Annotated in this window: 22 protein-coding genes and 2 riboswitches; of the genes, 13 read left to right on the forward strand and 9 right to left on the reverse strand. The window is 67.8% G+C overall.

All coding sequences use genetic code 11. The features are described from left to right. Nucleotides 1-3: 3 nt before the first annotated feature. Nucleotides 4-486 carry a cation:proton antiporter regulatory subunit gene (locus AC50YM_RS16680; RefSeq protein ID WP_494958064.1) on the reverse strand — a complete coding sequence of 161 codons (483 nt, stop codon included), beginning with the start codon at nt 484-486 and terminating at the stop codon, nt 4-6. Nucleotides 487-526: 40 nt separating this feature from the next. Further along, entirely contained in the window at nt 527-1,930 is a 1,404-nt protein-coding gene (locus tag AC50YM_RS16685) for an MFS transporter (protein ID WP_494958065.1), read from the reverse strand. Nucleotides 1,931-2,081: 151 nt separating this feature from the next. Here AC50YM_RS16685 and AC50YM_RS16690 point away from each other — a divergent pair, with 151 nt between their 5' ends. From AC50YM_RS16690 to mnhG, 6 genes are read left to right on the forward strand one after another with little or no spacing between them, the layout of a single operon-like run. Then, complete coding sequence (locus AC50YM_RS16690) at nt 2,082-5,153, forward strand: Na+/H+ antiporter subunit A (RefSeq protein WP_494958066.1); 3,072 nt, start codon at nt 2,082-2,084, stop codon at nt 5,151-5,153. Further along, nucleotides 5,150-5,743 carry a Na(+)/H(+) antiporter subunit C gene (locus AC50YM_RS16695; protein WP_494958067.1) on the forward strand — a complete coding sequence of 198 codons (594 nt, stop codon included), beginning with the start codon at nt 5,150-5,152 and terminating at the stop codon, nt 5,741-5,743. The genes AC50YM_RS16690 and AC50YM_RS16695 overlap by 4 nt, the downstream gene beginning before the upstream one ends. Continuing rightward, on the forward strand, nt 5,740-7,380 hold the full coding sequence (locus tag AC50YM_RS16700; RefSeq protein WP_494958068.1) for a Na+/H+ antiporter subunit D: 1,641 nt from the start codon (nt 5,740-5,742) through the stop codon (nt 7,378-7,380). Before AC50YM_RS16695 ends, AC50YM_RS16700 begins: the two co-directional genes overlap by 4 nt. Continuing rightward, nucleotides 7,377-7,922 (forward strand): Na+/H+ antiporter subunit E, encoded by a 546-nt coding sequence (locus tag AC50YM_RS16705; protein WP_494958069.1) that lies wholly within the window; start codon nt 7,377-7,379, stop codon nt 7,920-7,922. Before AC50YM_RS16700 ends, AC50YM_RS16705 begins: the two co-directional genes overlap by 4 nt. Next, nucleotides 7,919-8,191: an MrpF/PhaF family protein gene (locus AC50YM_RS16710; RefSeq protein ID WP_494958070.1), complete on the forward strand. Its 273-nt coding sequence runs from the start codon at nt 7,919-7,921 to the stop codon at nt 8,189-8,191. The genes AC50YM_RS16705 and AC50YM_RS16710 overlap by 4 nt, the downstream gene beginning before the upstream one ends. After that, a complete protein-coding gene (gene mnhG, locus AC50YM_RS16715) occupies nt 8,188-8,604 on the forward strand; it encodes a monovalent cation/H(+) antiporter subunit G (protein WP_494958071.1) in 417 nt (138 codons plus the stop codon). Before AC50YM_RS16710 ends, mnhG begins: the two co-directional genes overlap by 4 nt. Nucleotides 8,605-8,667: 63 nt before the next feature. On the opposite strand, the gene AC50YM_RS16720 is transcribed toward mnhG, so the two are convergent. From AC50YM_RS16720 to AC50YM_RS16730, 3 genes are all read right to left on the reverse strand, one after another. Next, a complete protein-coding gene (locus tag AC50YM_RS16720) occupies nt 8,668-8,931 on the reverse strand; it encodes a DUF4235 domain-containing protein (protein ID WP_069949902.1) in 264 nt (87 codons plus the stop codon). A gap of 73 nt (nt 8,932-9,004) precedes the next feature. Then, a complete protein-coding gene (locus tag AC50YM_RS16725; protein ID WP_494958072.1) occupies nt 9,005-9,553 on the reverse strand; it encodes a heme-degrading domain-containing protein in 549 nt (182 codons plus the stop codon). A 229-nt stretch (nt 9,554-9,782) separates the two neighbouring features. Beyond that, on the reverse strand, nt 9,783-10,967 hold the full coding sequence (locus AC50YM_RS16730; RefSeq protein WP_494958073.1) for an integrase catalytic domain-containing protein: 1,185 nt from the start codon (nt 10,965-10,967) through the stop codon (nt 9,783-9,785). 184 nt (nt 10,968-11,151) lie between these two features. Further along, a riboswitch (TPP riboswitch) is annotated at nt 11,152-11,295 on the forward strand. 66 nt (nt 11,296-11,361) lie between these two features. Here AC50YM_RS16730 and AC50YM_RS16735 point away from each other — a divergent pair. The 5 genes from AC50YM_RS16735 (at nt 11,362) to AC50YM_RS16755 (ending at nt 17,452) form a co-directional block, all read left to right on the forward strand. Beyond that, nucleotides 11,362-11,994, forward strand: a complete 633-nt coding sequence (locus tag AC50YM_RS16735; RefSeq protein ID WP_494958074.1) for an ECF transporter S component — start codon at nt 11,362-11,364, stop codon at nt 11,992-11,994. Then, nucleotides 11,994-13,724 (forward strand): ABC transporter ATP-binding protein, encoded by a 1,731-nt coding sequence (locus AC50YM_RS16740; protein WP_494958075.1) that lies wholly within the window; start codon nt 11,994-11,996, stop codon nt 13,722-13,724. The genes AC50YM_RS16735 and AC50YM_RS16740 overlap by 1 nt, the downstream gene beginning before the upstream one ends. Then, the gene (locus tag AC50YM_RS16745) at nt 13,721-14,524 is read left to right on the forward strand and encodes an energy-coupling factor transporter transmembrane component T family protein (protein ID WP_494958076.1); all 804 of its coding nucleotides are present in this window, start codon (nt 13,721-13,723) and stop codon (nt 14,522-14,524) included. The genes AC50YM_RS16740 and AC50YM_RS16745 overlap by 4 nt, the downstream gene beginning before the upstream one ends. Nucleotides 14,525-14,620: 96 nt before the next feature. Further along, the gene (locus AC50YM_RS16750) at nt 14,621-16,144 is read left to right on the forward strand and encodes a UDP-N-acetylglucosamine 1-carboxyvinyltransferase (protein WP_494958077.1); all 1,524 of its coding nucleotides are present in this window, start codon (nt 14,621-14,623) and stop codon (nt 16,142-16,144) included. 120 nt (nt 16,145-16,264) lie between these two features. Next, nucleotides 16,265-17,452 carry a glutamate--cysteine ligase 2 gene (locus AC50YM_RS16755; RefSeq protein ID WP_494958078.1) on the forward strand — a complete coding sequence of 396 codons (1,188 nt, stop codon included), beginning with the start codon at nt 16,265-16,267 and terminating at the stop codon, nt 17,450-17,452. Between the two features lie 37 nt (nt 17,453-17,489). On the opposite strand, the gene AC50YM_RS16760 is transcribed toward AC50YM_RS16755, so the two are convergent. After that, nucleotides 17,490-18,443 (reverse strand): LysR family transcriptional regulator, encoded by a 954-nt coding sequence (locus AC50YM_RS16760; RefSeq protein WP_494958079.1) that lies wholly within the window; start codon nt 18,441-18,443, stop codon nt 17,490-17,492. 229 nt (nt 18,444-18,672) lie between these two features. On the opposite strand from AC50YM_RS16760, the gene AC50YM_RS16765 reads away from it, so the two are divergent. Next, the gene (locus tag AC50YM_RS16765; protein ID WP_494958080.1) at nt 18,673-18,858 is read left to right on the forward strand and encodes a ferredoxin; all 186 of its coding nucleotides are present in this window, start codon (nt 18,673-18,675) and stop codon (nt 18,856-18,858) included. A 2-nt stretch (nt 18,859-18,860) separates the two neighbouring features. Then, nucleotides 18,861-20,027 (forward strand): NAD(P)/FAD-dependent oxidoreductase, encoded by a 1,167-nt coding sequence (locus AC50YM_RS16770; protein ID WP_494958084.1) that lies wholly within the window; start codon nt 18,861-18,863, stop codon nt 20,025-20,027. Nucleotides 20,028-20,095: 68 nt separating this feature from the next. Here the strand turns inward: AC50YM_RS16770 and AC50YM_RS16775 are convergent, their stop codons facing one another. From AC50YM_RS16775 to AC50YM_RS16785, 3 genes are read right to left on the reverse strand one after another with little or no spacing between them, the layout of a single operon-like run. Beyond that, complete coding sequence (locus tag AC50YM_RS16775; RefSeq protein WP_494958081.1) at nt 20,096-21,304, reverse strand: O-succinylhomoserine sulfhydrylase; 1,209 nt, start codon at nt 21,302-21,304, stop codon at nt 20,096-20,098. Further along, nucleotides 21,305-21,724, reverse strand: a complete 420-nt coding sequence (locus tag AC50YM_RS16780) for a rhodanese-like domain-containing protein (RefSeq protein ID WP_494958082.1) — start codon at nt 21,722-21,724, stop codon at nt 21,305-21,307. Then, a complete protein-coding gene (locus tag AC50YM_RS16785; RefSeq protein WP_494958085.1) occupies nt 21,721-22,008 on the reverse strand; it encodes a DUF1737 domain-containing protein in 288 nt (95 codons plus the stop codon). Before AC50YM_RS16785 ends, AC50YM_RS16780 begins: the two co-directional genes overlap by 4 nt. A 43-nt stretch (nt 22,009-22,051) precedes the next feature. Beyond that, a riboswitch (SAM riboswitch) is annotated at nt 22,052-22,166 on the reverse strand. Between the last annotated feature and the right edge of the window lie 159 nt (nt 22,167-22,325).

The raw sequence follows: 22,325 nt of genomic DNA on the forward strand, positions 1-22,325 counted from the left end.
CGCTCAGCCGTTGCGCAGGATGCCGGCCGCCGTGTCCAGGCCTTCTTGTGTTCCGACTGCCACCAGGAGATCACCGGCGTGCAGGACGACGTCGGGTCCGGGTGAGGGGAGGACCTCACCCTCGCGCATGATGGCGACGATCGAGACGCCGCTCCGGGTCCGGATGGCGGCCTTGCCCATCGGCTGGTTGTGGAACGGGGAATCGCCGGCAATCGAGAACTGCCGGGTGACGATTCCCGGAATCTCGCGGTGGGCCTCCGAAAGCTGCATGGCCAGCCGCTGGCCGCCCAGCAGGTTTCCCAGCGCGGCGGCCTCATCGGCCGTCAGGGGGATGGACGCCTGGCAGGTGTCCGGATCATCCCAGGTGGAGACGATCAGTTCAGTCTGGCCTTCGCGGTATTCCACGACGCCGATCCGCCGCCCGGAGGCGGTCATGAAGTCCTTGCGCCGGCCCAGTCCCGGGAGGTCAGTTTCATCCACGTTCATGCCTCCAGCCTAGTGCGCTGCCCGGAGTTTTAGGGCCGCTTCAGCCAGCCGGGACGGTGGCGATTTCTATCCTGCCCGGCGCCTTGACCGGGAGCAGGAGCAGCAGCCCGGCCAGCAGCACCACCATAATGCCGAGGATGCCCCAGCGCTGCGCCTCACCGGGGGCCACCAGCGGGGCGGCTATCGCGATGCACAGCGTAAACAGGGCGGGGGCGAGGAAGCTGACGGCCCGGCCGGTGGTGGCGTACAGGCCAAACAGTTCGCCGGATTCACCGTGCGGGGCGAGCCGGGCGAGGTAGGCCCGCGAGGAGGACTGCGCCGGCCCGACAAATAGACACAGGAACAAACCGAAGACCCAGAACGTGGTCGTGCCGGCCCAGTCCATGCCGAAAAAGGAATAGTTCCCGTTGCCCAGGACCAGGATCACGGTGCCGGCAATCAGCAGTCCGAGCAGCGAACCGGTGATGACTGCTTTCGGCCCGACCCGGTCGTCGAGGAAGCCGCCCACGATGGCGCCGACCGCGGCGACAACGTTCCCGAAGATCGCGAAAAGGATGACGTCCTTGAGTTCGAAGCCGAACGTACCCGCGGCGATGATGCCGCCGAAGGTGAACACCGCGGCCAGCCCGTCCCTGAAAACGGCACTGGCCAGCAGGAAGTAAATCGTGTGCGGGCTGGTCCGGTGGATCGCCTTGACCCGACGCACCAGCAGCCCGTAGGAAGCCAGGAATCCCGGGCCCGCGCCCTGCCTGGTCTTGGGAAGCTCAGGGACGGCAAACAGCACCGGCAGCGCAAAGATAAAGAACCACAGCGCCGAGAACACCGCGACCAGCCGGATGTTCAGGCCGTCCATCGTAGAGGCACCGAACCACTCGAAGCTGGGCTGGACGAACACCTGGAGCACCAGCAGCAGGGCCACGATGCCGCCGAGGTACCCCATGCCCCAGCCGAAGCCGCTGATCTTGCCGATGTTCTGCGGCGTGGAGATCTGGGCAAGCATGGCGTTGTAGTTCACGCCGGCAAACTCGAAGAACACATTCGCCAGCGCGATCAGGGTCACCCCGAGCAGCAGGAACTCCGGGCGCGGGAAGACAAAGAAACACAGTGCGGTCAGGAGCGCGACGGCGGCAGTGTTCACCCCGAGCCAGAACTTCCGGCGCCCGCCGGCATCGGAACGCTGCCCGGTCACCGGGGCAAGCAGGGCGATGGCGGCACCGGCGATGGCGAGTGCGCCGCCCAGGACAGCTGAGGCCTGGTCCTCCCCGCCGAAGGCGTTGGAAGTCAGGTACACGGTAAAGACAAACGTGGTCATGACCGCGTTGAACGCGGCCGAGCCCCAGTCCCAGGCAGCCCACGCGAGGACGCGTCCCTTCTGCGGGACCTGGTTTCCGGATTCCAGTTCCGAAGCGGGGCGCATGGCCTCTGGTGGAGCAGCGGAGTTCATAGCTCGAATATTATCCGCAGCGGGGACGGGGCTTGACGCATGCTGCCAAAAGAATTTGTCGACGCTTGGTAAACTGTCCGGACTGAACCTAACGATTGCCCCGCCTGCTCCAACTTTTGACCATCGAATTCCTGACGTTGCGGAGATACCAGTGATCACAGTCCTTGCCGTGCACTTCGCGGTGGCTGCTGTGGCGCCGTTTCTGTTCCGGAAGTTCGGCCGGAATTCGTTTTACGCCCTCGCTGCGGTGCCGGCGGGCTCGTTTGTCTGGCTGGTCCTGCAGCACGGTGCCGTGTATTCGGGCACGGGTTCGGCCCGCACCGGCGGCGCAGCCCCCGCCGGAGTGGCCGAAGTCCTGCCCTGGATCCCCGAGCTGAGGATTGAGCTTGCCTTCCGGATGGACGCGCTGGCCTGGGTGATGTCCCTGCTGGTGCTCGGCGTCGGGGCGCTGGTCCTCGTTTACTGCGCCCGGTATTTCAAGGACAAGGACGACTACCTCGGCGGATTCGGCGCCCAGCTGCTGGCCTTCGCCGGCGTCATGTTCGGCCTCGTCACCGCCGATGACCTGCTCCTGATGTTCATCTTCTGGGAACTGACCACCGTCCTGTCCTACCTGCTGATCGGCTACGCCCGGACCAGGCTGTCGGCACGCCGGTCCGCGTTGCAGGCCCTCATTGTGACCACCGCCGGCGGCCTGGCCATGCTGGTGGGCCTGATCATCCTGGGCTTCAATGCCGGGACGTACCGGATCTCAGCCATCCTCGATCAGGCACCAGCCCTCGTCGCCGGGCCCGCCGCCGGAGCAGTCGCCGCCGCCGTCGTCCTCATCCTGGTTGGTGCGATCACCAAATCCGCGCTGGTCCCTTTCCACTTCTGGCTGCCCGGCGCGATGGCGGCCCCCACCCCGGTGAGCGCCTACCTGCACGCCGCGGCCATGGTCAAGGCCGGCATCTACCTGGTGGCGCGGCTGGCGCCCGGATTCGCCGACACCCCGCCCTGGCTGCCGCTGGTGCTCGGCCTTGGCCTGGCCACGATGCTGGTCGGCGGCTACCGCGCGCTGCGCCAGACGGACATCAAGCTCATCCTGGCGTACGGCACGGTCAGCCAGCTCGGCTTCCTGACGATGGTCGTGGGGCTCGGCAAACCCGACGCTGCGCTCGCCGGTCTCGCCCTGCTGCTGGCACACGGACTGTTCAAGGCCACGCTCTTCCTGGTGGTGGGCATCATCGACCACCAGTCGGGGACCCGCGACATCCGCAAGCTTTCCGGCGTCTACCGCTCCTCCCGCGCCCTCGCGATCGTCGCCGCGATTGGTACCGCCTCGATGGCCGGCATCCCGCCGATGGCCGGCTTCGTCGCGAAGGAGTCGGTGTTTGAAGCGTTTGTTCACTACTGCACCGACACCGCCGCCGGCGGGTGGGGGCTCGTGGTCCTGATCGGCGTCGTGCTGGGATCCATCCTGACCTTCGCCTACAGTGCACGGTTCATGTGGGGCGCCTTCGCCGTCAAGCCCGGCGTCGAGGCCACGCCATTCAAACCGATCCAGCCGGCCTTCCTGGCCGCCCCGGCCGTCCTGGCGCTGCTGACCATTGTCTACGGGCTGTGGCCGGCGCCGGTGGACGGCTGGATCCAGCCGTACGCGGCGCTGTTCGTGCCCGACGGCGGGGACCCCGTCGCCGCGGCCGGGCACCTGGCGCTGTGGCACGGTGTGACCACGGCCCTGGGGCTGACCGCCATCACCTTCGCCCTGGGCCTGGCCATGTTTTACGGCCGCAACGCCGTCTCCCGGCTCCAGGGGCGGGTCCCCGGCTGGATCGACGGCGACCGCAGCTACCAGTTGACAATCGGCGCCCTCGACGACGCCGCCGTCTGGATCACCGGACGGACCCAGCGGGGTTCGCTGTACTTCTACCTGTCCGTCATCCTGACCGTGGCGTTCGTCCTGCCGCTGACCGCGCTGGTGCTGGCGGGCAGGCCGCTGCCCACGGACCTCTACTTCATCGACCCCAACGCCCCGCTGCAGATCGTCGTCGGCGCCGGGATCGTGATCGGCGCGCTGGCCGCCGTGCGCGCCAACAAGCGCTTCCTGGCCGTGCTGATGGTGTCCGTTACCGGCTACGGCATCGCCCTGATGTTTGCGCTGCAGGGCGCCCCGGACCTCGCGCTGACCCAGATGCTGGTGGAAACCATCATCCTGGTGGCGTTCGTCCTCGCCATGCGCAGCCTCCCCGCGGAACTTCGCGACCGCACCGGCGGGCGATACCGGGTGATCCGCGTAATCATCGGCGCGGCGTTCGGCCTCACCATGGTCTTCGTCGCCATCTACGCCCTGGGCGCCCGGGTGGCGACGCCCATCTCGCTCCAATTCCCGAAGCTGGCCTATGAAGGCGGCGGCGGCCTCAACATCGTCAACGTCACCCTGGTCGATATCCGCGCGTGGGACACCTTCGGGGAAATCTCGGTGCTGGCGCTGGCGGCCACCGGGGTCGCGAGCCTGATTTTTGTCCGGGGCCGCGGGGACCGGATCCAGACGTCCGCCACGGTGGCAGCGGGCTCCGTGGGGCGCCGGCAGCCAAGCCGAAGCGCAGGCCGGGGCAACACCCGCGACGCCGCCGCGCTTGCCATGAGCCGACGCTTTGCCGCCTCCAGCCGCGATGCGTGGCTGGTGGCCGGGCGGACCCTGGCGCCGGAACGCCGGTCGATCATCTTCGAGGTGGTCACCCGGCTGATCTTCCACTCGATGATTGTCTTCTCGATCTACCTCCTGCTGGCCGGCCACAACCTCCCCGGCGGAGGCTTCGCCGGCGGTCTCACCGCCGGACTGGCCCTCACCATCCGGTACCTGGCCGGCGGCCGTTTCGAGCTGCGCGAGGCAACCCCGGTCAGCGCCGGCGCCCTGCTGGGCATCGGGCTCGCCACCGCCGCGGCCTCGGGTGTGGCGCCGCTGCTGCTGGGCGGCCAGGTCTTCCAGACCGCCATCCTTGAGTTCTGGCTGCCGGTCTTTGGCGACGTCAAGTTCGTCACCTCCACGATTTTCGACGTCGGCGTCTACATCGTCGTCGTCGGCCTGGTGCTGGATGTGTTGCGCAGCCTGGGGGCCGAGATTGACGAGCACTTCGACGAGCACTTCGACGAGCACCCCGAGGGGCCCCCCGTAGAACCGTCCGAGGAGCAGGAAGCCGGCGGAATCGCTGCCGAAACCACAGCCAAGGGAAAAGCATGAGCGTCAATCTGACCCTGCTGACGGTCATGGGCGCCCTGTACGCCTGCGGCATCTACCTGCTCCTGGAACGCAGCCTCACCCGGGTCCTGCTCGGCCTGATGCTGCTGACCAATGCCACCAACCTGCTGATCCTCACCACCGGCGGCTATGCCGGCCTGGCACCGCTGTTCAACAAGGACACCGATCCCGGGGACTACAGCGATCCGCTGCCGCAGGCCCTGATCCTCACCTCGATTGTGATCTCCTTCGCCGTCACCGCGTTTATGCTCGGCATTATCTACCGCACGTGGGTGCTGGGCCGACAGGACGAAATCCAGGACGACGCCGAAGACCGCCGCGTCGCCAAAACCCCCAGCTTCGACGCCGAGGACGACTCGGTGATCCCGGCGGAAACATCCGAATTCCCCTTGACCATGCTCGGCTCGGACGGCCAGTCGGTCTCCGACGTTCCCGCCGGGGCTGACGCCATCGTCAAGGTCGCCGACCGCGTACTCGACGCCAAGGCAGCCGCGTCCGAGGAACAGCCCGGATCCCTGAACGTCACGCCGCCCGGCAAGCCGCCACCCAGCAAGGAAGGAGGCGGACAGTGAACATTGCCAGCTTCGCCCCGCTCGCCGTCATCCTTCCCCTCCTCGGAGCTGCCCTGACGTTCCTGCTGATCCGCTATTCCCGGGCACAGCGGACCGTCAGCATCGTGGTCCTGTCGCTGACCCTGCTGCTCGAGTGCTGGCTGCTGGCCTCTGTTTGGGAGGGCGGCACGGCGGCGGTGAACATCGGCGGTTGGCTGCCGCCGTGGGGCATCGTCATGGTGGTGGACCAGTTTTCCTCGCTGATGCTCGTGGTGTCGTCCGCCGTGAGCCTGGCCGTGCTGGTTTACGCCACCGGGCAGGGCATGGCCGACGGGGACGAGGACGCGCCGGTCTCGATCTTCCACCCCACGTACCTGATCCTGGTGGCCGGGGTCTCCAACGCCTTCCTCGCCGGGGACCTGTTCAACCTCTACGTGGGCTTCGAGATCCTGCTGACCGCCAGCTATGTCCTGATGACCCTCGGCGGGACGGGTCCGCGGATCCGGGCCGGGGTGACCTACCTGGTGGTCTCGGTTGTATCCTCAGTGCTCTTCCTGATCGCGATCGCCATGATCTACGGGGCCACCGGAACCATTAACATGGCCGATCTCGCCGTCAAGCTCGCGGACCTGGACCAGGGCACGCAGAACCTGCTGCACGTGATGCTGCTCGTGGCTTTCGGGATCAAGGCCGCGGTGTTCCCGCTCTCCTTCTGGCTTCCCGACTCCTACCCGACGGCGCCGGCGCCGGTCACGGCGGTGTTCGCCGGACTGCTCACCAAAGTGGGCGTCTACGCCATGGTCCGGACCGAAACGCTCCTGTTTCCGGGGGACACGTTCAACGGCCCCCTGATGGTGGCCGCCTTGCTGACCATGCTGGTGGGGATCCTTGGTGCGCTGGCCCAGAGCGATATTAAACGTCTGCTGTCCTTTACCCTGGTCAGCCATATCGGCTACATGGTGTTCGGCCTGGCGATGTCCTCGGTGGCCGGGCTCGGCGCCGCCGTCTTCTACGTCGCCCACCACATCACGATCCAGACCAGCCTGTTCCTGGTGACCGGCCTGATTGAACGCCGGGGCGGCAGCTCCTCGGTGGACCGCCTCGCCGGCCTGGCCAAACTGTCCCCGCTGCTGGCGGTGCTGTTCTTCGTCCCGGCCATGAACCTGGCCGGCATCCCGCCGTTCTCCGGCTTCCTGGGCAAAATCGGCCTGCTGCAGGCCGGTATCCAGCTCGGAACCCCGCTGGCCTACGCCCTGGTGATCGGCGGGGTAGTGACGAGCCTGCTGACCCTGCTGGCCATTGCCAGGGTCTGGAACCGCGCCTTCTGGCGCAAGCCCGAGGACGCAGAACACCCCGACCCGGTGCTGCTGGCGGACCCTACGGATTCGGCCACCGGGGACCGGGCCGGAAAGTCCAATGTCACGCTGCTGCCACGCACCATGGTCGGCTCCACGCTGGGCCTGGTCGTCCTGGGCGTCGGCCTGACGGTATTCGCCGGGCCGCTGTTCAAGGTGGCGGAGCAGTCCGCCGTCGAAATGCTGGACCGGACCTCGTATATTCACGCGGTTCTCGGCGACGCGGCGCCGGTCCCGGCCATCGCCCAGCCCGAGCCGGAAACCGGCGGCGGTCCGCCGGCCAGCGGGCAGGAGCGTAAATGAACCGGAAACGCATCTCGCTGCGCCAGGAACTGCCACTGCTGGTCTGGCTCGTGATTGTCTGGGGCGCGCTGTGGCAGAACTTCAGCCCGGGGAACCTGCTTTTTGGGGCGCTCATCGCCATTGTTGTGGCCCGGCTGTTCTACCTGCCGCCGGTGGAACTCGGCGGTCGCTTCAACGTCCTCCGGGCCGCCGCGTTCGCCCTTGGCTTCCTGGCCAAGGTCGTGACAGCGAGCTTCCAGGTGCTGTACCTGGCCGTGGCCAAGGGCCCCAAGGTGATCAGCGCCGTCGTCGCCGTCCCGCTGCGGAGCCACTCCGATCTGCTGGTCACGGCGACGGGGCACGTGACCGCGCTGATCCCGGGGTCACTGGTGGTGGAGGTGGACCGGTCCACGTCCACGCTCTATATCCACGGCATCAATGTCCGCACGGCGGACGATGCCGCGCAGCTGCGCAGGAACGTCCGCGACACGGAGGCGGGGCTGATCCGGATCATGGGCACCCCGGCCGAATTGTCCGCTCTGAACCAGGAGGTGGGGTCATGATGCAACTTGTCCTGACGGTGACTGCGGTGGTGCTGTCCCTGGCTGCCGGGGGAGCGATCATCCGGATCGCCCGGGGCCCGTCGCTGCTGGACCGGGTGCTCGCCGCGGACGTCCTGCTGGCGATCCTGGGCGCAGCACTGTGCATCGACATGGCCGTGAACCGGCACCTGAACAACCTCATGCTGCTGGTGGCGGTGTCCCTCATCGGGTTCGTCGGCTCCGTCACGGTGGCCCGCTTCGTTGCCGACCGGCGGGAGAAAAAGGCGTGAATCCTGAAGCATTCTCCGGCGACGCCGTGATCGACGCGGTCTCGGCGGTCTTCCTGGTGGTCGGCGCCCTGATGTCCCTCGCCGCGGCGGTGGGGCTGCTCCGCTTTCCGGACCTGATGACCCGGATGCACGCAGCCACCAAGCCGCAGGTGCTGGGGCTGTTCCTGCTGCTCTTCGCGCTGGGCCTGCAGCTGCGCACCTGGTGGGTCTGGCCGGTTCTGGTGGTGGCCTGGATCTTCCAGCTGCTCACCGTGCCGGTGTCGGCCCACATGGTGGGCCGGGCCGGCTACCGCACCAAGCACCTGCACCCGGAGCTGCTCAGCACCGATGACCTGGAGGCTGTGGTGCAGCAGGCCGCGGGTACCCGCGGTTTCACCGACGACGACGGCGACGAGCTCACCGACCGGCGCTGACGGCGAGATGCTGAAGGCCAGATGCTGAAAGGTGGCTAGCAGCAGGTGGCTACACGATGCGCCTTAAACCAGGTCCTGGGACTTGGCGAAACGCGTGATCGCACGCTGGGTGCCGCGGTTGGCAAGGACCTGGATGATGGCGCTGACGGATGCCGAGATCAGCGCGAACGTCAGGGCCGAGCGCAGCGTGGTGGGCACATCGTCGTCGTGGCCTTTGGGCGGCTTGTTGCCCGTGGATTTCTCCCAGACCGTGTCAACAAGCTTGGTGCCGACAAAGCCGGCGAGCAGGCTGATGCCGGTGCCGAGCAGTTTGATGAAGATGTTCATATTTCGGACTCCTAGCGGGAGGAAACAGGGCTTCCCCTAGCCTAACGGTCCTTGACCGGCGGTCCAGCCTCGTTTAGTCTCCCGGGGTTCCGGCGCGGCCAAGGATTTCCGAGAGGGCTTCCACCACCAGCTCATGGTCGGCTTTCTGCGGCAACCCCGAAACCGTGACGGTGGCGACCATCCCGGTCCCGCGCACGTAGATGGGGAAGGCGCCGCCGTGGGCGGCGAACTCCGACTGGTCGAACCAGGCGTTGTCTTCGATCCGCCGGCCGTCTGCCCGGGCCCGCAGGCCCACCAGCAGCGACGGGACTTCATAGCGGACGGCGGTGCGCTGTTTGGCCCGGATCCAGCGGTCGTTGTCCGGCGTGGCGCCCTCCAGGGCCGCATGGAAGAGCACCTGTTCACCCTTGGAGATGTCCACGGCAATCGGGTGCGAACGCTGCCGGCCGAGTTCCACCAGGCGGAGTCCGAGGTCCAGGGCGTCGTCCTTGCTGAACGAATGGAACTGCAATTCGTCCATTTCGGACAGGATGCGGCCGATTAGCGCCCCGAGGGATCCGGGCGGCTGCTCGTCGGGCGAGTCCGGGTCGAAGGCGGGGGAAGACGCTGCTGAGTCGGTCACGTGTTTTGGCTCCCGGGGTTAGCCGCCGGCAGGGCGGCATCGGTGGTCCCATTGCTTTGCCGACTCTACCAAGACCGGAGTGCCCGGTCACCCGGATACGCGGGCGCCAGATTGTGACGGCGACCCCCTGTTGCCTCATTGCAATACCTCCGGGAAGAGTGATTCGTTGCCTCATCTGAAAACCTCCGGTTGAGTGCTTCGTTGCCTCATTGAAGAACCTCCGGAATTTTCAGTTGTTCCAGGCCCTGTTAACGGGTTTGACTGTGGCCGGTTGTTTGGCTCGGGCCAGTGTTTCCAGCTGGGCCGTGGGCGCCATGATTTGGCGTGAGAGAGCGCCTGGTTTGATCTGTTTGAAGGCGGCGTTCATCCGGATAGTCGGGCGCTTGCGCATCCTCTCGTGCCGGACCGCGCGCTGGTGGGGTGTGGCCGGTGCGTCGTGCTTCTTGGTCACTTTCGCGCCGTGCCGCTGTTTCCCGATGAGTTTTTGCTGGGGAAGCAGGTAGTTGGTGAAGATCCGGTCCAGCTCCCAGATCTCGTTGAGTTTCTCCAGCTCCGCGGCGGTGTCGTAGCGCAGGTAGCCGACGAGTTCACGGACCCTGGCCCAGTTCTTCTGCTCCACGTGGGCGCCGTCATTTTTGTTCCCGGGCCGGGACCGGGTGAAGGTGATCTGGTGCGCATGGCAGTAGGCCAGCAGATGGTCGTTGATGAACTCCGAGCCGTTGTCCGAATCGATTCCGATGATCGGGAACGGGAACACCGCAGTGACGTGCTCGAGGGCCTCGAAGACCCATTTGGCCGCTTTGTTCCGCACGGACCGGTTCACCGTCCATCCGGTGGAAATATCGGTCACCGTCAGGGTGAAGCAGAACTCACCGAAGCTGTTGCCTCCCTCGTGGCCGACCAGATCGATCTCCACGAATCGCGGCACGGCGTCATCCCATTCGGCCCAGGTCCGGACCGGGATCTGGGACTTCAGCAGGGTACCGGGCTTGGTATGTGAGCGTCCCCGCGGGAAGAGCTTCGCCCGTTCGCCGGCGAGCCTGCGGTCGATGGTCGCGGCGCTCATGCGCATCAGCAGGGCGGCCTGGCCATCGGTGACCGTAAGCTCCTTGTCCCGGCGCAGCAGCGGCACCAGGACCGGCAGCATCGGTGCCAGCAGCCTGCCGGCAGGGGCGCGCAGTACCGCCCAGCACTTGATCAGCGGCGGCAGCAGATCCGGACCGTAGACCGGCGTCCGCCCAGGTCTGGGCTTCACGATCTTCAGGACCAAGGCTTCCCGCAGGGCCGTCCGGGCGTAGTCGCGGTGCCAACCGGTCAACTCGACCAGCTCGTTCAGGATCCGGGATTTCCCTGAACGATCGGCGCTCTTGTAGGCGAGGGCTTTCTTCTTCGTCACAGCCTGGCGCTGGGCCATTGTTAGCTCCATGAAAACGGGCATAACCCGCATCCGCTGCCACCACTGTGAACCACGCCGCCACGCGGAGGTTTTCAACTGAGGCAACGTATCCGGCTACGCGGAGGTTTTCTATGAGTCAACGCGGACCCAAGAGAACAGTGCCCGGCGGGTGTAAACTGGGCCACGCCCATAAGGGCGATATTAAATACGACAGGGGAGCGCCGCCGTCGGGCATCACCGGAGGAATCCGGGGAAACCACAGGTGGGCGCTGAGAGTGCGGACAGCCGCAGACCCTCGAACCTGATCCGGTTAGTACCGGCGCAAGGGAGTCGAGATCTCAGAGTGCCCGGGAGCGGCGGCGGAAGCTGCGGACCCGGGGTACTCTCCCCTCCTGTTCCTCAGGAGGACGAAATGACTGATACATCTGCCCAGCAGACGCTCACCCGACGCAGCTACAACTGGCGTGTGGTGGACATTGTGGTGGCCGCGTTGATCGCGGTGGCCGGCGGCGTGATTTTCTGGGCCTGGTCCCAGGGCGCCAACCTCATCTCCGCCCCCGTGAACGCGTTCTACCCGCCGCTGACCGGGCTCTACGCCGGCGGCTGGATGATCCCGGCGGTGCTGGGCATGCTCATCATCCGCAAGCCGGGCGCCGCCCTGTTCTGCGAAACCGTGGCCGCCACCGGCGAGCTGATCATGGGCTCGCAGTACGGCACCACGGTGCTGCTTTCCGGCATTCTGCAGGGCCTCGGCGCCGAACTGGTCTTCGCCGCGTTTATGTACAAGAAGTTCAACCTGCCGGTGTCGCTGCTGGCCGGGGCCGGTGCCGGACTGTTCTGCGGGCTCAACGACGCGTTCCTGCCCTGGGGCTGGAACATCGCCTACGCCGGAGGCGACAAGCTGGCTTACATCATCTTCACGGCCATCTCGGGCGCCGTGATCGCCGGCGGGCTGTCCTGGCTCGCCACCCGGGGCCTGGCCGGGACCGGCGTGCTGGGTTCCTTCGCCTCCCGCAAGGCGGCCAAGGAGGCCGTTTTCTCCTGATGCCCGCGGACAACGCAGTACGCCCGGCCGCGGTCACCGCGCGCGGCTGGGGCTGGCGGCACGCCGGCAGGTCCAGGCCCGCCGTCAGTTCCCTGGACCTCGACATCCGGCCCGGCGAGCGGGTCCTGCTGCTGGGCCCCTCCGGCGCCGGCAAGTCCACGCTGCTCCATGCCCTGGCCGGGGTGCTGGGCGACAGCTCCGCCGGTGACACTCACCATGCCGGTGGCAGTGCCGGTGGCAGTGCCGGTGGCCGCGCCGGTGGCCGCGCGTCGGCGGACGCCGAGGACGCGGACGAGACCGGGAGCCTGCTGATCGACGGCGCACCGCCCCGGGCCCAGCGCGGCCGGGCCGGACTGATGCAGCAGGACCCGGAGACCCAGGTGGTGCTCTCCCGCCTGGGCGACGACGTGGCTTTTGGCGCCGAAAACCTGGCCGTGCCCCCGGCCGACATCTGGCGGCGGGTGGCCGAGGCTTTGGACGACGTCGGGCTGGGCCGGCTGCCGCTGGACCATCCGACGTCGGCGCTCTCCGGGGGCCAGAAGCAGCGGCTGGCGCTCGCCGGGATTCTGGCGATGCGCCCCGGGTTGATCCTGCTCGACGAGCCCACGGCCAACCTGGACCCGGCCGGAGTCCTGGAAGTCCGCGACGCCGTCGGCCGCTGCGTGGCCAAGACCGGGGCCACCCTGGTGGTGGTGGAGCACAGAGTCTCGATCTGGAAGGACCTGGTGGACCGGATCGTGGTGCTGCAGCCCGGATCGGCAACTGACTCCGCCGTGCTGATCGACGGGCCACCGGACCAGGTCCTGGCGCAGGCACGGGACATGCTCACCGCGGCCGGCGTCTGGGTGCCCGGCTACGTGCCGCCCACCCGGGCGCGGGGCACCGAGGGTGCCGGTGTTGCCGGCGCCGGCGGCGCCACCGGGGCGGGGCGGCTGCTGCTGGCGGCCGAGGACCTGGCCGTGTCACGCGAACGGCCGCGGCGGGGAGGCCTGCGCGGAGGATTCCGCCCGATTCCGCCGGCGCCCGTGCAGTCCGGCATCACCGCCCAGGTCCGCGCCGGGGAGGCGCTGACCATCACCGGACCCAACGGCTCGGGAAAGTCCACCTTCGCACTGACGCTCGCCGGCCTGCTCGCGCCGGTGTCCGGCAGGGTGTCCGCAACGCTGGAGCTCAGTGCCGGCGCCGGAATCGACCCGTACAAGTGGAAGGCCCAGCAGCTGATCGCCAGGATCGGCACGGTGTTCCAGGAGCCCGAGCACCAGTTCGTCACCGGACGTGTGCTGGATGAACTGATGTTCGGGCCCCGGCACCTGGGCCGCGGCGGGGACCGGGTCGACGAACTCCTTGAGCGGCTCCGGCTGACGGACCTGGTCGACGCCAATCCCTACACCCTCTCCGGCGGTGAGAAACGGCGCCTGTCTGTGGCCACCGTGCTCGCCGCCCATCCCCGGATGCTCGTCCTGGACGAACCGACTTTCGGCCAGGACGCCAATACCTGGGCCGAACTCGCCTCCTTCCTCTCCGAACTCCTCGACGGCGGCACCGCCGTCGTGTCTGTCACACACGATGCCGAGTTCAGCGAAGTCCTCGGCGGCACCGAGCTGAGCCTGCTCGCCGCTGAACCACGGGACCCGGGCTCCCACGAGCCGTGGCCCCGGGAATCGGGACCGGGCGAACCGTGGCCCCGTCAACCGGAACCGCGCAAACCGGGCAGGGCCGCGGCGCCATGAGGCAGGAGCTGACCCTGCGCGGCAACCATGCCCTGCTGACACGGGCCAACCCGCTGGCCAAATTTTCCGCCGTCATGCTCATCACAATGGTCCTGGCGCTGTCCATCGACTGGGTCTCCGCCTCGGTGGCGCTCGGCTTCGAACTGGCCCTGCTTCCGCTGGCCGGGCTGACCGTCGGGTTGCTCTGGCAGCGCGGCTGGCCACTGATCCTGGCCGCGGCGCTGGGCGGCTGGAGCACCACCATCCTGGCACCGGACAGCGGCAGCATCCTGCTCGATGCCCGGATCTGGTCCATCAGCGAGGGATCCCTCGAACTCGGGCTGGGCTTTATGCTCCGCGGCCTGGCCATCGCGCTGCCGGCCGTGCTGCTGATGAGCTGCACCGACCCCACGGACCTGGCCGACGCCCTCGCGCAGAAGGCGAAACTGCCGCACCGTTTCGTCCTCGGGACGCTGGCCGCGATGCGGCTCGTCGGACTGATGGCCGAAGAATGGCAGACCATCGGCATGGCACGGCGCGCCCGCGGCGTGGGCTCACACGGGAATCCGATGGAGCGGCTCCGCGCTACCCTGGGGCAAAGCTTTGGGCTGCTGGTCCAGGCCGTCCGGCGCGCCTCCAGGCTCGCCGTCACCATGGAGGCCCGGGGCTTCGGCGGCGCACAACGGACCTGGGCCCGGAAATCGGCCTTCAGCGGACTGGACGCCTGGGTGTTCACGGGCGGGCTCCTGATTGCCGTCGCCGCCGTCGCCGCCGCCGTCGCGGCGGGGACCTGGAATATGGTCTTCCTCGCGCAGCGATAGCGCCGGGTATCGCACAGGGCGGGTAATTCTGTGAGATTCCCGGCATCGCGTCCGGAATGCAGGCTGAACATAGCTCATGTGTGATATTTTCTTGGTATGACTCAAGAGACTGCTGAACACGTTGGCGCCCTGCTGCGCGCCGCCCGCGGCGAGAAGGGCTGGACCCAGGAGCAGCTCGCTGCCGAGCTGGGCACCAGCCAGAGCGCCATTGCCCGGATGGAACAGGGCAAGCAGAACCTGAGCCTGAAAATGATCCAGCGGCTGGAGGCCATTCTCGGCCGGAGCATCCTGAAAGTGGGCCGGCCGGCCATGACACACCTCCGGGTGGAGGGCGGCCGCACCCTGTCCGGCTCGGTCGACGTGAACACCAGCAAGAACGCCGGCGTCGCCCTGCTCTGCGCCAGCCTGATCAACCGCGGCACCACGACCCTGCGCCGGCTGGCCCGGATCGAAGAGGTCAACCGGATCGTCGAGGTGCTGACCAGCATCGGCGTCGAATGCACCTGGCTTAACGCCAACGATCTGCAGATCCGCCGTCCCGCCACCCTGGACCTCGGCTCGATGGACGTCGATGCGGCCCGCCGGACCCGCAGCGTCATTATGCTGCTGGGCCCGCTCCTGGACGAGGCCGCCGAATACCGGTTGCCGTATGCGGGCGGCTGCGACCTCGGCACCCGCACCGTGCAGCCGCACATGCAGGCGCTGCGCCAGTTCGGGCTCAGCGTCGACGCCACGACCGGCTTCTATACGGTGCAGGCGCCGCCGCCGGACGGCCGCGACCGCTCCTTCGTGCTCAGCGAACGCGGCGACACCGTCACCGAAAACGCCATCATGGCCGCCTCCCACCGCAGCGGCACCACCATTATCCGCAACGCCAGCCCGAACTACATGGTGCAGGACCTGTGCTTCTACCTTCAGATGCTCGGCGTCGAGATCCAGGGTGTGGGCACCACCACGCTCAAGATCACCGGCCGCCCCGACGTCGACGTCGACATCGAGTACTTCCCCTCCGAAGACCCGATTGAGGCGATGAGCCTGATCACCGCCGGCATCGTCACCAACTCGGAAGTCACCATCCGCCGCGTTCCGATCGAATTCATGGAAATCGAGCTCGCGACGCTGGAACAGATGGGCCAGCGGCTCGAAGTGTCCGGGGAGTACCTGGCCCGCAACGGGCGCACCCGGCTGGTGGACGTGACCACCAGGCCGTCGGAACTGCGCGCCCCGGAGGACAAAATCCACCCGATGCCCTTCCCCGGGCTGAACATCGACAACCTGCCGTTCTTCGCGGTCATCGCCGCGAATGCGCACGGCCAGACCCTGATCCACGACTGGGTCTACGACAACCGCGCGATCTACCTCACCGAGCTGAACAAACTCGGCGCCCAGGTGCAGCTGCTTGACCCGCACCGGATCTACGTCAACGGGCCCACTCGGTGGCGCGCGGCCGAGGTTGGCTGCCCGCCGGCCCTCCGCCCCGCTGCCTGCCTGCTGCTGGCGATGCTCGCCGCCCGCGGCGTCTCCGAACTGCGCAACATCTACGTGATCGAGCGCGGCTACGAGGACCTCGCGGAGCGGCTCAACACCATTGGCGCCAAGATCGAGTACTTCCAGGACTGATTCCGCCCCGCCCCAGCCAGCAACGCGGGGTCAGATCGGGCCCGTCCCGGGGGTTCCCACCGGCGCAAAGTGACTCCGCGTTGGGGGGCGTTTCGGCGGATCCTGTCGCACAATAGAAGCATGCGGACCTTCGGTGTGGAGGAAGAACTGCTCATAGTGGATCCCGAGACGGGGATGCTGCTTGCCCTCGCGGATGTCATGCTGCCCACCCTTGTGCCGCCGACGCCGGATGCCGGCGGGGCCGACGACACCGCAGGGCCGCCGGTCCACGAGGACGCCGACTTCAGCTACGAGCTCAAGCTCGAGCAGATTGAAACCCAGACGCGGCCGTCCCGGGACTACGCCGGACTGCTCCGGCAGCTCAAACAGGGCCGGGCCCTCGCCGACCAGGCAGCCCGGCTGCACGGCGGCCGCGTCGCTGCCCTCGCCACGTCGCCCCAGGGCTCCGCCACGCACCTGACGCCGAAGCAGCGCTATGTGACCATGCAGCGGCGCTTCGGGCTCACGGTCCGGAACCAGCTCACCTGCGGCCTCCACGTCCACACGTTTGTGGAGTCCCCGGAGGAGGGCGTGGCGGTGATGGACCGCATCCGCGACAAGCTCGCCGTGCTGATCGCCCTCAGCGCGAACTCCCCGTACTGGAACGGCGCGGAAACCGGGTTCGAAAGCTACCGGACGCAGGCGTGGAACCGCTGGCCCGGCTCCGGTCCCACGATGATCTTCGGCAGTCTGCCGGTGTACCGGCGCGTGGTCACCCGGCTGGTGGAAAGCGGCGTCCTGATGGACGAGGGCATGGTCTATTTCGACGCGCGGCTGTGCCGGCATCACCCCACCGTGGAGGTCCGGGTCGCCGATGTCTGCCTGCGGGCCGAGGACGCGGCGCTCGTCGCCGTGCTGGTGCGTGCGCTCGTGGAGTCGGCGTCCCGGGAATGGAACGACGGCGTCGATCCCGCCCCGGTGCCGACGCTGCTGCTGCGGATGGCCGCCTGGCAGGCCAGCAACTGCGGCCTCCGCGGCCAGCTGCTGGACTTCGGAACCTTCACCCCTGCCCCGGCTGCGGACGTTGTCCACGCCCTGGTGGACTTCGTGGCCCCTGTCCTGGAGGAGCAGGGTGAACTGGAACTCGTGCAGGACGGTGTCGCCCGGATCCTGGCGGAAGGCACCGGTTCGCAGCTGCAGCGGCGGCCGTTCCGCTCCGGCGGACTGGCCGCCGTCGTCGAACAGGCCGTCGAAGTAACCATGCGGGAAGCGGCCGTCGGGGACCCGGCCGGCGGGGGTTCGTCGCTGGGCCGGGTCCGCCGCGGCTGAACCTCAGGCTGGCTCGACCGAGAGCAGCGTGAATGCCTTACCCGGGCGTGCCGTATCGGGCCCGCAACGGAGCGGCGGCCTCCACGAGGATCCCGCGCAACCAGTCCTTGAACGGGTCCTCCGCGAGCCAGGGATTCCAGACCATGTCGATGCCCAGGGTCTGGATGGGGAAGGGGAACTCCTCCATGCGCAGGTCGAAGCGGCCCTCGAATTCCAGGCCGACCTGGTACCGGTGGACCGCCACGCCGCCGGCGCGGGCGATCAGGTGCGGAATGAAGAGGTAGTCGGACACGCGCTGGCGGACCGTGTACGGCACCTTGTGTTCGTCGAGGATTTCATACGGCCGGAGGCGTTCCGGGGACGCGTCCAACACCACGTGGGGCACTACCTCGAGGAGCTTGAGCGCATCGGCATCCCGCGGTGAGTCCCACGAAGTGACGACAACCCAGCGGTCGTCGTACAGGCGCTCGCGGGGGTACGGAGTGGCGAATGTTTCGGGCAGCAGGATGACGTCGGCCGCGTCTTCCGCAAAGACCGCGATGGTGGCGGAGGACGTGGTGCGCAGCCGCAGGACCGTGTTCGGCGCTCGTTCCGCCAGCAGCCGGGTGATCGTGCTGCCGATAACGAACGCGGTGCTGTTCGTCATCGCCACGGTGATCAGGCGGCCGTCGGTTGCAGGGTCAAACGGCGCGGCGTTAACCAGCCGGGCCGTCTGCGTGAGCGTCTGCCGCAAGGCCGGCAGGAGTTCCGCGGCCCGCGGCGTCAGAACCATTCCGCGCCCCTGCCGCACGAGCAGTTCGTCATTGAACATCCGCCGCATACGCGTCAGTCCATGGCTCATGGCCGGCTGGGACAGCCCGATTCTGTTCGCCGCGTTGGTCACCGACCGCTCGTCAAGCAGCGCCAGAAGCGGCACCAGCAGGTTGAGGTCCACCGATGCCAGCCGGGCCAGTTCCCCGTCCGATCCGGATTTTTCCAGGTTGCTAGGCATGACGCTCCCTGCGGACGACGCGGGCTGGACTCAGCGTCAGGCCCGGCAGAACTTCCATCGCGTACCTCACTTCAGCGCGCGGTCCATCCGGCGCGAGTCCCCTCAGTTTACTGAGTCATTTACGCCCTGCATATGAATGATGAGAATTATTCATTTGTCGACATGTCATTCAGCTGGGAAGCTCGAAAGGAGCATGTGAGCCACACCACGATATTCAAAGGAGAAAGCCATGATGATTGTCCTTGATCGACCGCGCTGCGAAGGCCACGGCCTGTGCGAGGAGGTCGCTCCCCAGCTGATGCACCTCGACGATGAGGGCGAACTGGTGCTCGACGTCGAGACGGTCGACGGTGATCTTGAACCGGCGAAGGCAGCGGTTCGCGTCTGCCCTGTTGCTGCGCTGCGGCTGGCGTGAGCATGGAACGCATCGTCGTCGTCGGAAACGGCATAGCCGGCCTTACCGCCGGCGACTCCCTACGGGCAGAAGGTTTCGCCGGAGAACTGACCATCGTCGGCGATGAGCACCATGCGCCATACAGTCGTCCCGCGCTGTCCAAAGCTGCCCTCCTGGACTCCGCCGACATGACCTCCCATCAGCTGCCTGCGTCGACGCACGAGGCGCAGGAGATCCTGGGCAGGACCGCGACGCGGCTCGATCCCCACCGGCAGCTGGTGCACCTCGACGACGGCAGCGAGCTGCCGTTCGACGGCCTGGTCATCGCTACCGGCTCCCGGGCTCGGCGTCTCGGCACCGTTGGACATCCGGGCGCCGGCGGGGGCGAACTGACCCTGCGCAATCTTGACGATGCGCTGGAGCTGCGCCGCCGGCTGGCAAACCGTCCGTCTGTTGTCGTCATTGGTGGCGGTGCGCTGGGGATGGAGATCGCCTCCGGCTGCCTCTCCGCGGGGTGCGAGGTGACCCTCGCGGCGCAGGGCCTTCCCCTGACCCGGCAGCTGGGTCCGTACCTGTCCGACGTTTTCGTGGCAGCTGCCCTCAGCCGCGGTTTGAAGCTCGCGCCGTCCGCGGCGGTGGAACTGCGTGTGGACGGCGACCGCACGCTGGTTGGGCTCGCTGACGGTTCAATTCTTGAGGCCGGGGTCGTGGTCAGCGCCGTGGGTGACGCACCCAACGTCGAGTGGCTGGCCTCGAGCGGGCTGCTCACCAACGGCCGGCTCGAAGTCGACTCCCGCGGGCGCGTCCGGCCCGGCATCATCGCCGCGGGGGATGTGGCCGCGTTCCCGACCAAGCACGGCATCCACCGTGTGCCGCTGTGGACCAGTGCCATCGAGCAGAGCAAGGCCGCGGCACTGGCACTGGTGCGGGGCGATGACGCGCCGGAGCTCGACTTCCGGCCCTACTTCTGGACCGAGCAGTTCGGCCTCAGCCTGAAGGCGAGCGGCTTCCTGCCCCTGGCCGGCGACCCCGATTTCCTCGACGGCGATCCCCGCGAGGGCCCGTCCCTCCTGCGCTGGTCCCACGCGGATGGTTCCGGCACCGCCGTCGCCCTCAACAAGCGGATCCCCATTCCCAAGTTGCGGCGGTTGAGCGAGGCCGCCCCGGCCGTTGCCTCACCGGCCGCCTGACCGTCGGCGGGGCGCCGGGGTCGTCGGGACGCCGGAGCGGGCGCTCCGGGTGGGTCCTGCTGCAGCCGTTAGACCTGCTTGAGCGCCTGGCCGAGGTCTCGGACCAGGTCATCGAGGTCCTCAAGGCCCACGGAGAGCCGCACCACGCCGTCGGTCAGCCCGATCGCCGCCCGCCCGTCAGGTCCCATCGCGCGGTGCGTCGTGGTTGCGGGGTGGGTGATGAGGGATTTCGAGTCGCCCAGGTTGTTGGAGATGTCGATGATCCGCAGCGCATCCAGCAGGGCGAAGGCGGCCTCTTTCGCCGATCGCCCGGCGGACGGGGACAGCTCGAACGTGAGCACGGTGCCGCCGGCCTTCATCTGCCGGGCCGCCAGGTCGAACTGCGGGTGGGACGGCAGCAGCGGGTACCTGACCCAGCTGACCGCTGGCTGTTCCTCGAGCCATTCGGCCAGCCGGAGTGCCGACGCCGAGGAGTGGTTCACGCGCAGGGACATGGTTTCCAGCCCCTTGGTCAGCACCCAGGCGTTGAAAGCGGAGAGCGCCGGGCCGGTGTGTCGCATCAGCTGCTTGACCGGGCCCCCGATGAACTCCTTGGTGCCCAGGATCGCGCCGCCGAGCACCCGGCCCTGCCCGTCGATGTGTTTGGTCCCGGAATACACGATCACATCGGCGCCGAGTTCGCCGCAGCGCTGGAGCAGGGGAGTGGCAAAGACATTGTCGACGACGACCGTCGCGCCGGCGGCGTGCGCCAGTTCGCTCACGGCGGCGATGTCCACGATTTCCTGCATCGGGTTCGACGGCGACTCGAAGAAGACCGCCGTTGTGGGTTCCGAGAGCGCCGCCTGCCACTGCGCCAGGTCCGGGCCGTCCACGAAGACCGTCTCCACACCCCAGCGGGGCAGGATCTCGTTGAGGATCACGAAGCACGAGCCGAACAGCGAACGGGCCGCGACCACCCGGTCACCGGCGGCCAGGAGGGCACCGAGCGCGGTGAAAACCGCGGACATGCCGGAGGCGGTGGCGAAACAGGCCTCGGTTCCTTCCAGCAGCCGGAGCCGTTCCTGGAAGGTGGCCACGGAGGGGTTGCCGTAACGGGAGTACACGAACCGTTCGTCCTCGCCGGTGAAGGCGCGCTCCGCGGCGGCCGCGGATTCGTACACGAAGCCGGAGTTCAGGAAGATCGGCTCGGACGTCTCCTGGAAACCGGTGCGGTCGAGTCCGCCGCGGACAGCCTGGGTGTCGGCGCTCCAGCCGCCGGCGTCAGGGTTGAAGCCCACTTAGTGCGTTCCGGCGTTGGTGGGCAGGCCGCGGTTTTTCCAGCCGTTGACGGTGCGTTCGCCGTTGCGGTCCGGTTCGCCTTCGAAGCCTTCGAGCACGTTGTAGGAGGTAAAGCCTGCCTCGGTCGCGGCGATCGCGGCGGCGATGGACCGTGCCCCGGACCGGCACAGGAAAACGAGTTCGGTGCCCTTGCCCGCGGGCGCCTGCAGGGTCAGCTGTTCCACGAACCCCGAGTTGGGGATGCCGCCGGCGAGGTTCCACTGGATGAAGAGTGGATCGTTCTGCCGGTCGCCCGCGGACGCGGTGTCCGGGATGCCGATGTGGGCCCATTCGCCCTCGGTGCGGACGTCCACCAGGATGGCGCCGTCCTCAAGTTTTGCCCAGGCCTCGTGCGGGCTGAGGTCCCCGGCGTAGCTCACGCCAGGCCCTCGCCGTCGAACTCAAGGTCGTCCACGGCGTTGGCGACGGCGGCATCGGCACTGGCGATCGCTGCCGGCAGGACGACGGCCTGGGCCACGATGACGCTGCTGCCGTTGAACGTCGCGGCCGGGTTGCCGTGCAGCACATAGCCGTCGGCGAGGGCGGCCGAGACGCGCTCGCAGAAGGCGCGGTCATCGGCGCCGGTGAACAGGCGGTAGGCCAGTTTCTCCTCGGCAGCGGCGGATGCGCCGGCGGATGCGGGGGATGGGACTGGTGCTGTCACGGGGACAGCGGGGGCGGACGCGTCAGGCACGACGGATCTCCTTCTTTCACGCTTGCAGCTCGAATGGTCGATATGCCGAGTATTCACCTGAGGCACCCCGCCGCGAAAGGGAGGGTTGCCGACCGGCCAGTCAGGGCTTGGCGCCGGGTCTCATTACTCACCAAAAACGTAACACCTGCGGCGCCGCCCGCAGAGCCGCCGTCGTCATGTTAGGTAACGGGATCACCTGCAACGCGGGGTCAACTCCGGCCCCCCCCTGCGTCCCGGGGGGGGCGGAAGGTGCCCCACGCTGGGGTGGGGGGGGGAAGGGGGTTGGG

The organism is Pseudarthrobacter sp. RHLT1-30-1 (genome assembly GCF_059383415.1).